12 protein-coding genes and 1 pseudogene are annotated in these 12,874 nt (G+C 68.5%); 6 read left to right on the forward strand and 7 right to left on the reverse strand.

Translation table 11 applies throughout. From position 1 onward, the window contains the following. Positions 1 to 5: 5 nt before the first annotated feature. Positions 6 to 491, forward strand: a complete 486-nt coding sequence (locus FBQ73_RS23235; RefSeq protein ID WP_138400157.1) for a copper resistance CopC family protein — start codon at positions 6 to 8, stop codon at positions 489 to 491. 649 nt (positions 492 to 1,140) lie between these two features. Here FBQ73_RS23235 and FBQ73_RS23240 read toward each other — a convergent pair. After that, positions 1,141 to 3,108: pseudogene (locus FBQ73_RS23240) on the reverse strand (fused MFS/spermidine synthase); the annotation flags it as partial. Between the two features lie 110 nt (positions 3,109 to 3,218). Next, positions 3,219 to 5,126 (reverse strand): hypothetical protein, encoded by a 1,908-nt coding sequence (locus tag FBQ73_RS14215; RefSeq protein WP_210236781.1) that lies wholly within the window; start codon positions 5,124 to 5,126, stop codon positions 3,219 to 3,221. A 413-nt stretch (positions 5,127 to 5,539) separates the two neighbouring features. Here FBQ73_RS14215 and FBQ73_RS14220 point away from each other — a divergent pair, with 413 nt between their 5' ends. From FBQ73_RS14220 to FBQ73_RS23410, 5 genes are all read left to right on the forward strand, one after another. Further along, positions 5,540 to 6,400, forward strand: coding sequence for a peptidyl-prolyl cis-trans isomerase (locus tag FBQ73_RS14220; RefSeq protein ID WP_170218905.1), 861 nt, complete (start codon positions 5,540 to 5,542; stop codon positions 6,398 to 6,400). A gap of 182 nt (positions 6,401 to 6,582) precedes the next feature. Next, positions 6,583 to 7,473 (forward strand): HupE/UreJ family protein, encoded by an 891-nt coding sequence (locus FBQ73_RS14225; protein WP_246089732.1) that lies wholly within the window; start codon positions 6,583 to 6,585, stop codon positions 7,471 to 7,473. A gap of 43 nt (positions 7,474 to 7,516) precedes the next feature. Then, positions 7,517 to 8,128, forward strand: a complete 612-nt coding sequence (locus FBQ73_RS14230; protein WP_138400160.1) for a HupE/UreJ family protein — start codon at positions 7,517 to 7,519, stop codon at positions 8,126 to 8,128. Further along, positions 8,125 to 8,751 (forward strand): HupE/UreJ family protein, encoded by a 627-nt coding sequence (locus tag FBQ73_RS14235; RefSeq protein WP_138400161.1) that lies wholly within the window; start codon positions 8,125 to 8,127, stop codon positions 8,749 to 8,751. Before FBQ73_RS14230 ends, FBQ73_RS14235 begins: the two co-directional genes overlap by 4 nt. 50 nt (positions 8,752 to 8,801) lie before the next feature. Then, positions 8,802 to 9,122, forward strand: coding sequence for a KTSC domain-containing protein (locus tag FBQ73_RS23410; protein WP_138400162.1), 321 nt, complete (start codon positions 8,802 to 8,804; stop codon positions 9,120 to 9,122). A 114-nt stretch (positions 9,123 to 9,236) separates the two neighbouring features. Here the strand turns inward: FBQ73_RS23410 and FBQ73_RS14245 are convergent, their stop codons facing one another. From FBQ73_RS14245 to rplU, 5 genes are all read right to left on the reverse strand, one after another. Next, a complete protein-coding gene (locus FBQ73_RS14245) occupies positions 9,237 to 10,013 on the reverse strand; it encodes an outer membrane protein (RefSeq protein ID WP_138400163.1) in 777 nt (258 codons plus the stop codon). Between the two features lie 307 nt (positions 10,014 to 10,320). Beyond that, the gene (locus FBQ73_RS14250) at positions 10,321 to 10,839 is read right to left on the reverse strand and encodes an RNA pyrophosphohydrolase (RefSeq protein ID WP_138400164.1); all 519 of its coding nucleotides are present in this window, start codon (positions 10,837 to 10,839) and stop codon (positions 10,321 to 10,323) included. Between the two features lie 219 nt (positions 10,840 to 11,058). Then, complete coding sequence (locus FBQ73_RS14255; protein WP_138400165.1) at positions 11,059 to 11,688, reverse strand: GNAT family N-acetyltransferase; 630 nt, start codon at positions 11,686 to 11,688, stop codon at positions 11,059 to 11,061. Between the two features lie 148 nt (positions 11,689 to 11,836). Continuing rightward, positions 11,837 to 12,109, reverse strand: a complete 273-nt coding sequence (gene rpmA, locus FBQ73_RS14260) for a 50S ribosomal protein L27 (RefSeq protein WP_138400166.1) — start codon at positions 12,107 to 12,109, stop codon at positions 11,837 to 11,839. 21 nt (positions 12,110 to 12,130) lie between these two features. Beyond that, entirely contained in the window at positions 12,131 to 12,505 is a 375-nt protein-coding gene (rplU, locus tag FBQ73_RS14265) for a 50S ribosomal protein L21 (protein ID WP_138400167.1), read from the reverse strand. Positions 12,506 to 12,874 lie beyond the last annotated feature (369 nt).

Genomic DNA, 12,874 nt, shown 5'->3' on the forward strand with positions numbered 1-12,874 from the left:
TCACGATGCAACCCGCCTCCGTCCTCGCCGCGCTTGTCGCCGGCTTCGTCGCCGGCACGGCTGCGCCGGCCCTTGCCCAGTGCGCATTCGACCAGTCGGTGCCCAACGCCAATGACGTACTCGGGGAAAGCGAGCCGGCGGTGACCATCGACTTTACCGACGAGTTCGAGCTTCACGAGGTGAAGGTCATCGGTGCCGACAATGCCGAATGGGCCACCGACTGGACGCGCCCCGCCGTGCAGGTGCGCCAGACCGCGTTCCGCGTCACCCAGCCGTTGCCGCCGGGCAAATACATGGTGATCTGGAACGGCTATCTGCGCCGCCACTATCACGCCGATGGCGGCTCCATCCCCTTCACCGTGGCTGCGGCGGGCGAGGCGCCGACGCCGCATCCGGCGGCAGCGCCGCAAGAAGGCGGCGTGCATCGGGTCGGGCCGGGTTCGCCCTATCGAGTGCTTCTAGGAGGCGGCGCGCCGCAGCCGGCTCGCTGACCGCGCGCTGCCGCGCCATGGCCAGCACCGGCCCATAGGCCGGCTCGAAATCCGGGCTCATGCGCACGATCTCGATGAGACGCGGGGCGAGGGTCCCGATCACGTCGCGCGGGCCGCGTGCGGCCAGGGTCTGCGCGCCCGTCTCCAGATAGGCATCGCGTGCCCGCCAGTAGGCGGCAAGGCGGGCGCGGGCCTGCGGATCTGATCCCTCCAGCACCGCCTCGGGCGCGGGGTGGAGTGCGGCGAGGAGGCCGACCAGCCGGTCGGCGGGGGTGTCCGTGCCGGCATAGGCGACGCGGGGGGCATCGGTGGTGACGAGGGGGCGGTCATCCGTGTTCACCGGCCCCGGCCCGGCGAAGGCGGCAAGCTCCGGACGGCCCGCGAGATAGAGGCCGAACAGGGAAAAGTCACCGCTCATGTCCAGCGCGGCAAGGCGCCCGGCGAGGCCCGGATCGGTGATGCGGCGCGCCGCCCAGTCGGCGGGATAGGCCTTCGCCTCGCGCCGGCCGATGAGCGCGATCAGCGGTGTCTCCACGCTGAACTGGGCGAGATAGGCGCTGGCATCCGGGAAGGTGTCGAGGAAGGTGCGCACGATGATGCGCAGGGTGGGTAGGTCCAACTGGTGCAGCGGCAGCCACTGGGCGAACAGCCCGCCGTCCGCCAGCCGGTCGCGGATGGCGGCGAAATGCTCCCGCGCATAGAGCGCGCCGGAGCCGTCCACGGACGGATGGTAGAGGTCGGCGACGATCACGTCGTAGCGGCGTCCGGGCGCGCGCACGAAGCGCCGCGCATCGGCCACATGGACGTTCAGGCGCGGGTTGCGGCCGATCTCGCCCGCCGAGGCGCCGAACAATGCGAAGGTCTCCACCACCTCCGGCACCAGTTCCACTCCGTCCGCGCTGAGGCCGGGATGGGCGCCCGCCGCCGAGAGGGTCGCCCCGGTGCCGAGGCCGAGGAACAGGGCACTGTCCGGTGCCGGATGCAGCAGCAGGGGAATGTGCGCCTGCCGGTGGTCCGAGCGCAGGGAGGCGCTGCCGCCCATGCGGAAATGGTTGTTCACCTGCAGGTGCCGGTCGCCGGCGCTGTTGGAGATGACGCTGACCGCCGCCATCACCCCGTCGCGGTGCCATACCAGTTCGCCGCCGGGGGGAATGCGCACGAAGCGCAGGGACAGCGGCGCCACCACCAGCGCCGCCGTGGCCACGCCCACCAGCCCCGCCGCGAGAAGTGAGCGGCGCCGCAGGTCCGGCAGCACCAGCAGATAGCCGAGGGCGACACCGACGAAGGCCATTTTGGCGCCGAGCAACGGCAGCAGCAGCGGACCGAACAGGATCGGCGCCAGCGCCGCCCCCAACGTGTTAACGGCGAGCGCCGGCCCGACCCCGCCGGCCCGGTCGCTGGCGCGCTGGGCAAGTTCGGTGAACAGGGCGCCCATGGCGATGGTGGGCGGCAGGAAGGCCAGCGCCGCGATGCCCAGCTCGGCGGCAAGCCGGCCTTCGAAGGTGGCGGGCAGCGCTGCCCGCAGCATCTCCAGCAGCGTGTCCGACACGCCGAGGAGCGCCGCGCCGAGGAGGCAGGCGAGCGCGGTTGCCACCACCAGGGGCCGGGTGAGGTCGGCGCCGGGGCGGCGCGTGGCGACGGCGTTGCGCGCCACCGCGCCGAGGGCCGTGCCGGTGAGATAGGCGGCCAGAAGGATGGCGAAGGTGTAGATGGTGTTTTCGAGGATCTGGCTCAGCACCCGGACGGTCACCACCTCGTAGCCGATGCCGAGCAGGCCGGTGACGAATAGGGCCATGAGCGGGCTGCGCGGCAGCTCCGTGCCCGCGCGGAGGGAGGCCGCCGCCGGCGGCGCCGCCTGCGCCCTGCCTCGTTCCCCGGAATAGCCGAGGAGCAGGGCGGCGCAGGCGAAATTCAGCCCGGCGCAGGCCATCAGCGTGGCCGACAGGCCCAGCGTCGGAATGAGCAGGAAGGCGGTGGCAAGGGTGCCGGCCACGGCCCCCGCCGTATTGGCCGCATAGACGCGCCCCACCGCCCCGCGCGCCGCCAGCAAGGGGACAAGCACGGCTTCCAGCGCCGGCACGGTGGCGCCCATGGCCAGCGTCGCCGGCAACAGCAGAACGAAGGGCAGGCCGAAGGCCGCGGCCCATTGGCGCAGCGGGTCCGCATCCACCGGCACCAGGGCGGGCACCTGCCCGGCGGCCAGCGGCGACAGGATGATGAGGGCGAGGGCCCACAGGCCGATGACGCATTCAAGCCCGGCATACCAGGCGGCGGGCCTTGGGCTGTGAGCGATGCGGCGGCCGAGGAGCAGGCTGCCGAGGGCAAGGCCCGCGAACAAGGCGGAGACCACGCCCAGCACGGCCACGATCTCATGGCCCAGCGCCACCGCGAGCATCCGCGCCCAGACGATCTCGTATCCCAGCCCGGCGAAGCCCGACAGCGCGGCGACGGCGGTGACGGCGCCGATGCGGCGGCCATGCCCGCCGGCTCTCGCGGCCTCGGGCGAATCGGTGCCGGGCGATGGGGCGGCGGTCGAGGCCGCACCGGCACGAGCCGCGGAAATTTGAGGCGCGGAAACCCGAGATGAGGAAACCTGGGACGAAGAAACCTGAGACATGGAGAACCTGAAGGGTCGAAAAAAGCGAGCCGGGGGCCGTGAAGGCCCCCGGCGTTACGCGGCACGAACGTGGGTTCCGGACCGGCGCACCGAAGCGCGCCGGTTGAACCTCACTTCTTGAGGGCGACGGCGAGGGCGCCGTTGGTCTCCACCAGCAGCTTGGGCTGGTCGGCGACGCGGATGAAGATGGGGTTGGTGTAGAACCACAGGTCCGACCAGCCGGCCACGTCGTAGCTGGAGATCTTCTGGCCGTCGCGCACCACGAGGTGCGAGGGGCAGGCGGCGTCGGTGCAGGGCACGAACGGGCCCTGGGCCGAGTTCTCCGGATCCCAGTCGTTCAGGGGATTACCCTGGGCGTCGGTCTCCGCCGGCACGGAGGCCGGCAGGTTGCTGCCGCGGGTGCGCACGTACATGTTGTTCTGCACGTTGGTGATGGTCACCACCATGGTCCGCTTCTGGCCGCTGACGGTCCAGTTGTTCGGGCCGAAGGTGGCGAGGCGGGCGGCCGAGGTGTTGGTCGCGTTGGTGTAGTTGGCGCTGTCCACGGCGACGACGCCGGAGACGTTGCCCTTGATGAACTGCACCTGACGCAGGGTCGGCCGGTTCAGGGGCTCCTGAACGCCGATCTGGGCCAGCGACGGGTTGTTGAAGCTGTAGGGCGAGTTGTTCTTGGTGGTCGGCAGGTTCACCTCGAGGGTGAGCTTGACCGAACGGCCACGGGGAACCACCAGCGTCTGGCCCATCTTGGCGGTGCCGGCCGCGGCATAACCGATGACCTCGGCCTTGTAGCTCAGCTCGCCGGTGATCAGGTCGCCCTGCACCGAGTAGGAATTGCCGGAGCGCACGCCGTCGACGATCACGTTCGGGCGCAGGGTGGTGCCGGCCGCCGGGCGCGGCACGTACAGCTTCTGGTATTCGCCGGGATAGAAGTCGTTGGTCGAGGAAGCTTCATAGATGCTGAAGGCGCCGCGATTGTGCCAGTCGGAGCTGGCATAGAAGAACCAGTTGCGGCCTTCGCCCAGCAGCGCGTCCCACAGCCCGCCGACCTTGGCGGCGTAGATGCCGGTGCCGCCGAAGGTGGTCACGCCCACCGAATCGCAGCCCGCGCCGCAGAAGCCGGCGCGATACTCGCCGCGATTGTTGGAGGCCTGGTGGCCCGGCTGGCTCTCGAAGCCGACGGCCACGGTCGGGCCGGCGTTGTTGAAGTCGCGGAAGTGCTCAACGTTGAAGCCGTTGTTGCCGTTCGGGTTGAACACGCCGGCGCGTTCCACGTGCGCGGGCACGTAGTAGCTGTCGAGCGGATAGTATTTCTGCAACCACTGAACGCTGGGAACGGCCTTGTTCTTGTGGTTGGCCGTGCCCGAACCCGTGCCCGAGGCGTTCGCCACCTTGCCTTCCCAGGCATGGTTCGGGGCGCCCTTGGAGAAGTCGGTGTCCGAGCGGTCGAAGCGGTACTCGAACTCGGCCACGCCGCCGGCATCACCGGTGTCGCCGCCGAAGTTCTGCGGCTTCTGGTTGCCGATCACGGCCATGGAAGTGTGCTCGTGGCCGGGCACGTTGGTCTCGATGCCGGCATAGAGCATGGGCTTGTTGAGCTCTTTCGCGAGGCGCGCGAGCTCGGGATAGATGATCTCCTCGGCGCTCTGCCAGCGCCACATGGAGCGGTGGCCCTGCGACATGGCCACGTCGCCCTTGACCGCGGTCACGGGCGCCACGTCCCAGAACTTGCCGGTGCCGGTGGTGGAACCGTCGCCCTCGGGATCGTCCACGCGGCAGTCGCGCGGGCTCGATCCGCCATGGTCGGCGGCGCCAAGCCATTCGAGGCCGTAGCTCTGCACGGCCTTCTTGACCATGGTCTCGACCGACGAGCGACCGTCCGAGCATGGCGTGTGGTTATGGAAGTCGCCAGCCATGTAGCTGTCGGCGAAGGCCGGCGTGGACGGCAGAGCCATCCCGCCAGCCACGGCGAGGACCGAGGCCCCCGCAATCAGGTGATGCGCCAGCACCGCGCTTTTCATTCTCCAACCCCTTTGAATGAAACGGACGTCCAGAATCCGCTGGGGCTCTACTATCGGCGTTCTGTGACTGCCTGCTGAAGCTTTGATGACGCGGCGCAAGGTGAGCCGAATAACTTGAGTGTCGCACTCTTGGGAAAACGCGCGCCGCTGTCATCAACGCGACACCACCCGTTGGCTAGAGCACGTCCCGATCCGACGGCGTCGTCGTCCGCTCGGAGCATGCTTTTTCTGTGTTGAGCCTGAACCGGCTTCACCGCCCCGAGCGGATCCGGTTCCGGCGGATCCGGCTCACGATGCGCCTGAAGCGCGTGCCGGCATCCGGGCAAGGACGGTGCGGGGGACGGGATTTGACGTCATCGGGTTTGGAGCCGGCCGCGCGAGCGGACGATGCAGCGGGCGCCAATGCAGGCGGCGTGGCGATAGGCGGTGTGACGGCGGGCGGCGCGACGGGCGGCGGGGGCATCGTGGGCTTCCTGCGGCGCCTCGTGCGTGAGCCGCTGGTGCAGTTCATGGTGCTGGGGGCGGTGATCTTCGCCGTGCATGCCGCCACCACGCCCTCGGTCAGCAAGGAACGGCTCATCGAAGTCACGCCGGCGGTGCGCCAGTCTATCGTGGACGCCTTCAAGGCCTCCCACGAGGGCCGTGAGCCGGGCGCCGACGAGCTCGCCAAGCTCATCGACCTGTGGCTGCTGAACGAGATCACCTTCCGCGAGGCGCTGGCGCAGGGTCTCGACAAGGGCGACGAGATGATTCGCGACCGCATCACCCACAAGATGCGCCTGCTCATCTTCAACGGCGTCGATGTGACCGAGCCGAGCCGGGCCGAGCTGGAGGCCTGGTACGAGAAGCGCCGCGCCAATTACGACATTCCCGAGCTGGTCAGCTTCATCGCCGTGCCCTTCACCGGCCCGGACGCGGAAGCGCAGAGCCGCGCCGTGCTGGAGGAGATCCGCGCCGGCACTGAGCCCGAGGACGTGCAACTGCGCGCCCTCATCTTCGCGCAGCGGCCGCGGCCGAGCCTGGAGCCGTCCTTCGGCAAGGACTTCATGGAGCAGCTGGCCGCCGCGCCCAAGGGCGAATGGCGCGTGCTGTCCTCGGCCCAGGGCTGGTACGTGGCGCGCCTCGACGCCCTGGTGCCCGGCCGCAAGGTGGACCTGAGCGAGGTGGACGCACAGGTCGCGCAGGCGTGGAAGGACGAGCGCCGGCGCGTGCTCGCCATCGCCGCCACCCGCGACCTGGGCAAGGCCTATGTGATCCGGCGCGACGTGCCATGAGCGGCCGCGCCTTCATCGCCCGGGCCGCGACGGCCGGGACATCCGCCAAGCCGGACGCCGCCACGTCGCCGGCCGGGGGCGTGCGGCTCGGGGGCCGGGCGCTCCTTGCGCCTTTCGCGGCGCTGGGCGGCCTTGCCGCCGCGCTGCTGTGCCTCGTCGTCGGGCTGCTTGTTCCGGCCACCATGGCGCGGGCCCATGAGGCCACCATGGCGGTGATCACCCTGCGCGAGATCGCGCCGGGTCGCTTCATCGGCCAATGGACCATGCCGCCGGTGGACCTGAGCCTGCAGCCCATCTTCCCGCCCCACTGCACGTGGGAGCCGCCGGAGCTGGTCTGCGGCGCGCGCGGCCTCACCGGCCAGCTGAGCTTCATGGGGCTCGGCAGCAAGCAGTCGGTGGCCACCATTCGGGTGATCCCCCACGAGGGACCCATGGAGGTTTATACGGTGAGCGCCGCCAAGCCCACGGTGATGGCGGCGCGCGATCCCGGCACCGATCTCGCCGTGTGGCGGGATTTGGCCGAGACCTACGTCAATCTCGGCATCGACCACATCCTGCGCGGCATCGACCATCTGCTGTTCGTGCTCGGCCTGATCTGGCTGGTGAAGGGCGGTTGGAAGCTGGTGAAGACCATCACCGCCTTCACGGTGGGCCATTCCATCTCGCTGGCCGCCGCCACTTTCGGCTGGGTGGGGGTGCCGGAACGCCCGCTCAACGCCGCCATCGCCCTCTCCATCGTGTTCGTGGGCGTGGAGATCGTGAAGCTCCAACGCGGGGAGGTGGGCCTGACGGCGCGCTATCCCTGGACCGTCGCCTTCGCCTTCGGCCTGCTGCACGGGCTGGGATTTGCCACCGCGCTCACCACGCTGGGCATCCCGCAGGCGACGCTGCCCATCGCGCTCCTGTTCTTCAACGTGGGCGTGGAAATCGGTCAGCTCACCTTCGTGGCGGTGGTGCTGGCCCTGTTGTGGGCCCACCGGCAGGCGCAGGCGCTGCTGCCGCGCTGGGGCGCCGCCATCCCTGCCTATGTGATCGGCTCGGTGGCCTCTTACTGGTTCCTGTTGCGGATTTGAATGTCGTGCCCCCGGGCCCCCCTGTTGCTAGAGGAAAGAGCAGATGAATCGCCTCGTCCTGAACCCTGCGGTGGTGCTCGCCGCTTTGTTCGCCGCCATCCCGCTGGCGCCCGCCTTCGCCCATACGGGAAGTGGGGTTTCCCTCGGCCTGGAGAGCGGCTTCCTCCATCCCCTCACCGGCCCCGACCACCTGGTGGCCATGGTGGCGGTGGGCCTGTGGGGCGCGCAGCTGGGCAATCCCGCCATCTGGGTGCTGCCCATCACCTTCCCGCTGGTGATGGCGGTGGGCGGTCTCCTGGGCGTGCTCGGCATGCCGCTGCCGTTCGTCGAGCCAATCATCGCCGTGTCGGGCATCGCCCTCGGCACCATGGTGGCGTTCAGCGTGCGCCCGCCGCTCTGGGTCGCCGCGACCCTGGTCGGCGTCTTCGCCATCTTCCACGGCTACGCCCACGGGCGTGAGTTGCCCGAAGCGGCGGACGCCATCGCCTTCGCCGTCGGCTTCGTGATCGCCACCGGGCTGCTGCATCTCACTGGCATCCTTATCGGCGTGCTGGTCGGCTACGAGGCGGGCGCCAAGGTGGTGCGGGCCTGCGGCGCGGCCATCGGCTGCGTCGGCGTCTATTTCCTGCTGGGCGCGGTGGGCGTCATCGGATGATGCGCGGACCTCGCCTGCTTGCCACGGCGGCCGCGCTTGCCTGCGCGGTCGCCTTCGTGCCCGACACTGCTCACGCCCATCTGGTGGATACGCGGCTCGGCGACTTCTACAGCGGCGCCCTGCATCCGCTGACGGACCTGCAGCAGGTGCTGCCCTGGATCGCTCTGGCCGTGCTCGCCGCCTTCCAGGGGGCGCAGCGGGCGCGCTGGATCATCCTGGTGTTTCCGCTGGCCCTCGCCATCGGCGGCATCGCGTCACTCGCTGTCCCGCTGCCGTCCTTCGGTCCGCTGCTCGGCCTCGTGCTGGTGGCGGTCACGGGCCTTGCCGTGGCGGCGGCGGCTCGGCTGCCGCTCGGGGTGCTGCTCGCCATCGCGGTGGTGATGGGGCTGTTGCACGGCGCGCAGAACGGTGCGGCCATGGTGGCGACGACGGATCGCCTCCTGTTCCTTTCCGGCATGACCGCCGTCGGCTATGGCGTGATCACGCTGGCCACCGGAAGCGCCATCGCCTTCCTGCACGGCGCGCCGTGGCGGCCCATCGCCCTCCGGGCCGGCGGCAGCTGGGTGGCGGCGGTGGGCATCATGGTGCTGGGCCTCCATCTGGTGCGGCCCGTCGCGGGCTGAAACCAGGGCCCGTGAGGTTGATCGACACCGGCGGCCGCTGTCGTTGAGCGATGCCAGTGGGTCCGTTCAGGCCCGCGTGGCGGCTGACAGATACAGTCTCGGCATGGATCAAAGGCCAAGGTAAGCTGTTCCCTCAATGCCGAATCGCGGCTGCAGAGGGGGAAAGCGCGTTGCCGCATTTCAATTCTACGGCCATATCCCGGGCTGAATACAACCCGAAGACGCGGGTGCTCTCCCTGTGGTTCGCCGATGTCGGCGGACCTTGCGATTATTATCGCGTGCCCCTCTTCGTGTATGAGGGTCTGTGCCGGGCCGGGTCCAAGCGCGACTATTTCAAGACCTACATTCACGACCAGTACGCCACCCGCTGACCTATGGGTCAGGGGGCGTGCAAAAAGAAAGAGCCCCGGCGATGCCAGGGCTCTCCAAGTTCACACCCGGGCGGGCCGGCGCGTGATGCGCTGACCCGCGGCGGATGCCGGCGGTCAGAAGCGATAGTTGATGCCGGCCTTCACCAGGTTGATGTTCTGGTCGGCGGTCGAGGTGTAGGCCGGCATGTAGGTGCTCGGCACGAAGTTGAAGGTCACGTCGTTGCTGCCGAGGTCGATGTAATTGTATTCGACCTTCGCGGACCAGTTGTTGAAGAAGGCCCACTCGACGCCCGCGCCCACGGTCCAGCCCCAACGGGTGTTGCTCACGGAAGCGCTATAGCTGGCCTCCGGGAATTCGAAGTCGGTGCTGCTGGCGGTGTGCTTGACATTGGCCCAGGCCGCGCCGCCCTTGGCGTAGAGCAGCACGCGGTCGAAGGCGACGCCGAGGCGGCCGGTGATGGTGCCGAGCGCGTCGATCTTGGACGAGCAGGGATTGTTGCTCACGATGCAGGTGGAGGCGAGGGGGTTTTCCTGGCCGGGACGGATGATGGAGCCCGAACCGGTGAGATCGGCCCAGTTGGCATCGGCCTCGACGCCGAGCACGATGTTGTTGATCTGGTAGTTATAGCCGATCACGCCGCCCACGAGGCCGCCGTCGAAGCTGTAGCTCGCGTCGTTCGCGTAGGTGTTGTAAAGGTCGTGAGTGTTGCTGAAGCTGTTGTCGGCCCAGGCGTATCCGCCCTGGGCGCCGATGTAGAAGCCGGTCCAGCTGAAGGCAGGCGCAACGGGCGCGGCCTTGACCGGCATCTTGGTGGCGAGGTCCGCCGCCTGGGCGGAGCCGGCGGCGAACATGGCCGCGAGAATGGTTGTAGCAAGCAGCGACTTACGCATGGTCGATCCCCCGAGCCCGGATGAAACGCGATGCGGGGGTCTTAGCGCAGTTCAGCACCCGTGACTGTCTCCCAAGGGCAACAGGTGGGAGTGTCCGGACTGTCATACCACAGACAAAATAGTCTGCTATATTGATTCCATAGTGTGAATTCTGCTCATTTCATGCAGATCTTCAAGTCATCGTTAGCGTTCGGCTTTCACCTCTGGCGGGTCTGATGTTTTGTTTGGCGGGGCTTGCCCCGGTGGGCGTCAGTCTGTGGTGTGATGCTGCCAGTGGTGCGCCATCCCGCGGGAGACCCGGGCGATTTTAGCCCGCGAACGGGCGGAAGGTCTTCACCACCTCTTCATAGACCTTACGCTTGAACGGAACGACGAGCTCAGCTACCCGGTCGAGGCTTTCCCAGCGCCAGTCCATGAACTCGGGCTTGTGGTGGCCGCCGCCGGGGCGGGCGATCTCGATCTCCGCATCAAGGCCGGTGAAGCGCAGGGCGAACCATTTCTGCGTCTGGCCGCGATACTTGCCCTTCCACGCCTCGCCGGCGATGCGGCCGGGCAGGTCGTAGGACAGCCAGTCCTCCACCTCGGCGAGCTTCGTCACCGAGCGCATGGAGGTTTCCTCGTAGAGCTCGCGCAAGGCGGCCTCAAACGGCGCCTCGCCCTTGTCGATTCCCCCCTGGGGCAGTTGCCAGGAATGGGTGGAATCCACGTGCTCCGGCCCGCCGATGCGCCGGCCGAGGAAGACCTTGCCGGCCGCGTTGAACACGCACAGGCCCACGCAGGGCCGATAGGGCAGGTCGCCCTGTTTCTTGTCGTGGCGATTGGACATAGGCGTGATCCGCAAGGAAGGGTTGCTTTACTCCTGATTGGCCCGCGCAGCGTCGCCGCGCAAGCCCGGGAAAGGCCCGAAGCCGTCCGCGCGCTCCGCAATGGTGCGGAGGCGCGATGTCCTTTAGCGGGCCCTGCGGTGGCGCGGCCTCTTCGTCAGTGAGCCGCGCGGTGGCGCGGCCTCTTCGTCAGTGAGCCGCGCGGTGGCGCGGCCTCTCCGTCAATGAGCCGCGCGGTGGCGCGGCATGGCGGTGGAGCCCCAGGCGCGCAGCGAGGCCCAGATGCGCCGGTCGAGCTGGAAGCGATCCACCGGCACGGAGGCGCCTAGCGCCTTCACTCGGGTAAGGCCGACGCCCGACCATTGGAAGCCGCACTTCTCCAGCACCCGGCGCGAGGCCGGATTGACCACGCGGGCCGAGCCGATGAGGAGCTGCAGCTCGGTCTCGGAAAACGCATAGTCGATGACGGCGCGCACTGCCTCGGTGGCGATCCCGCGGCCCCAGAAGGGCTCGCCGATCCAGTAGCCGATCTCGGGTGCGGGCTCGGGCGGGCGGCGGCCGAAGCTCACCATGCCGGCGAAGGTCAGGGCGCCCTCGCCCTTGAGGAACAGCGCGAAGGTAGCTGCGTCCGGAACGGCAGCCAGCGTCTCGACGAAGGCATGGGCGTCGGAGCGCTTGTAGGGAAAGGGCAGGTTCGCGGTCATCTCCGCGATCTTGCGATTGTTGGCGAGCTCCGCGACGGCGGCAACGTCCTCGAGGCGCGGCGCGCGGAGCACGAGCCGGTCGGTTTCGAGGACGGGGATACAGCTCTCCGCGAGCGGCGCTCCGGATGGCGTCTCACACAGGGTCATGGCAAGCTCCTCAAAGGCCAGACAAAGGAAAACCGGGGAGAGGGTGTCCCGTCTCCCCGGTTCGTGTCTGAGCTTTGAGGCTTGGCCTGCTCAGGCGCCCACCGGGTCGACGTGACCGGCGGGAACCTGCATTCTCAGGTCTCGCCGTTTATTCGGCCGCTTCGGCGGCGGTGGAAAGCACCGATACGTAGGTGCGGTCGTTGGCTTTGGTCTGGAAGGTGACTTTGCCTTCCACCAGGGCGAAGAGGGTATGGTCCTTGCCCATGCCCACGTTCGTGCCGGGATGCCACTTGGTGCCGCGCTGGCGCACGATGATGTTGCCGGGGATGACGTCTTGGCCGCCGAAGCGCTTCACGCCAAGACGGCGACCGTCGGAATCACGACCGTTGCGAGACGAGCCGCCTGCCTTTTTATGAGCCATTGTTGCTCTCCTCGTTCGCTATCAGGCGTCGGCAGCGGCTTCGGGAGCCGGCGCGCGCTGGAATTTGGGTTCAGCCTTGACGGTCTCGCCGAGGCCCGAAATCTCGGTGATGCGCACGACGGTGAGGTCGGCGCGGAAGCCCCGCTTGCGGCGCGAATTCTGCCGGCGGCGCTTCTTGAAGGCGATGACCTTGTCGCCGCGGGTCTGTTCGACCACTTCACCGGTGACGGTGGCGCCGTCCACGTGGGGCGCGCCGATGGCGATGGTGGCGCCACCCAGCATCAGCACCGGGAAGGTGAAGACAGAGCCAACCTCGGCATCGAGGCGGTCGATGGTAATTTCGTCGGCGGCGGCAACGCGATACTGCTTGCCGTTTGCCTTGATGACCGCGAACATCTTGTCTCGCTTTCGTGTTCCGCCGAGCCTCGAAGGGCTGGCTTCTTCCGGTCGGAAATGGGGGATGCGGGCACGAGGGCCCACGCGAAGTGGGTCCGATACACTATCGGTGCCTGAAAAGTCAATGCGAGGAGCGGCCCCGAGCAGCCATTGCGCGCGGGTGTCGGTGCGAAAGGCGTGTGAAGGCGCCGCGCCGGGTGGCTCGGCTGGCCCCCCGGCCGCGCCGACGGAGCCGCTGCGATCCGGCATGGCGTGAGCCCGGGCGGACGCTCGTTTCGCCGCCAGGATCGGCGCCGCGAAAATCATCAAATTGCCCCTTGCATGGGCGGGGCAAATCCCCTAAATCCCCCTTGCCCAAATTCGCACGTG

This window comes from Xanthobacter autotrophicus, from assembly GCF_005871085.1.
GTDB classification, from domain to species: domain Bacteria; phylum Pseudomonadota; class Alphaproteobacteria; order Rhizobiales; family Xanthobacteraceae; genus Xanthobacter; species Xanthobacter autotrophicus.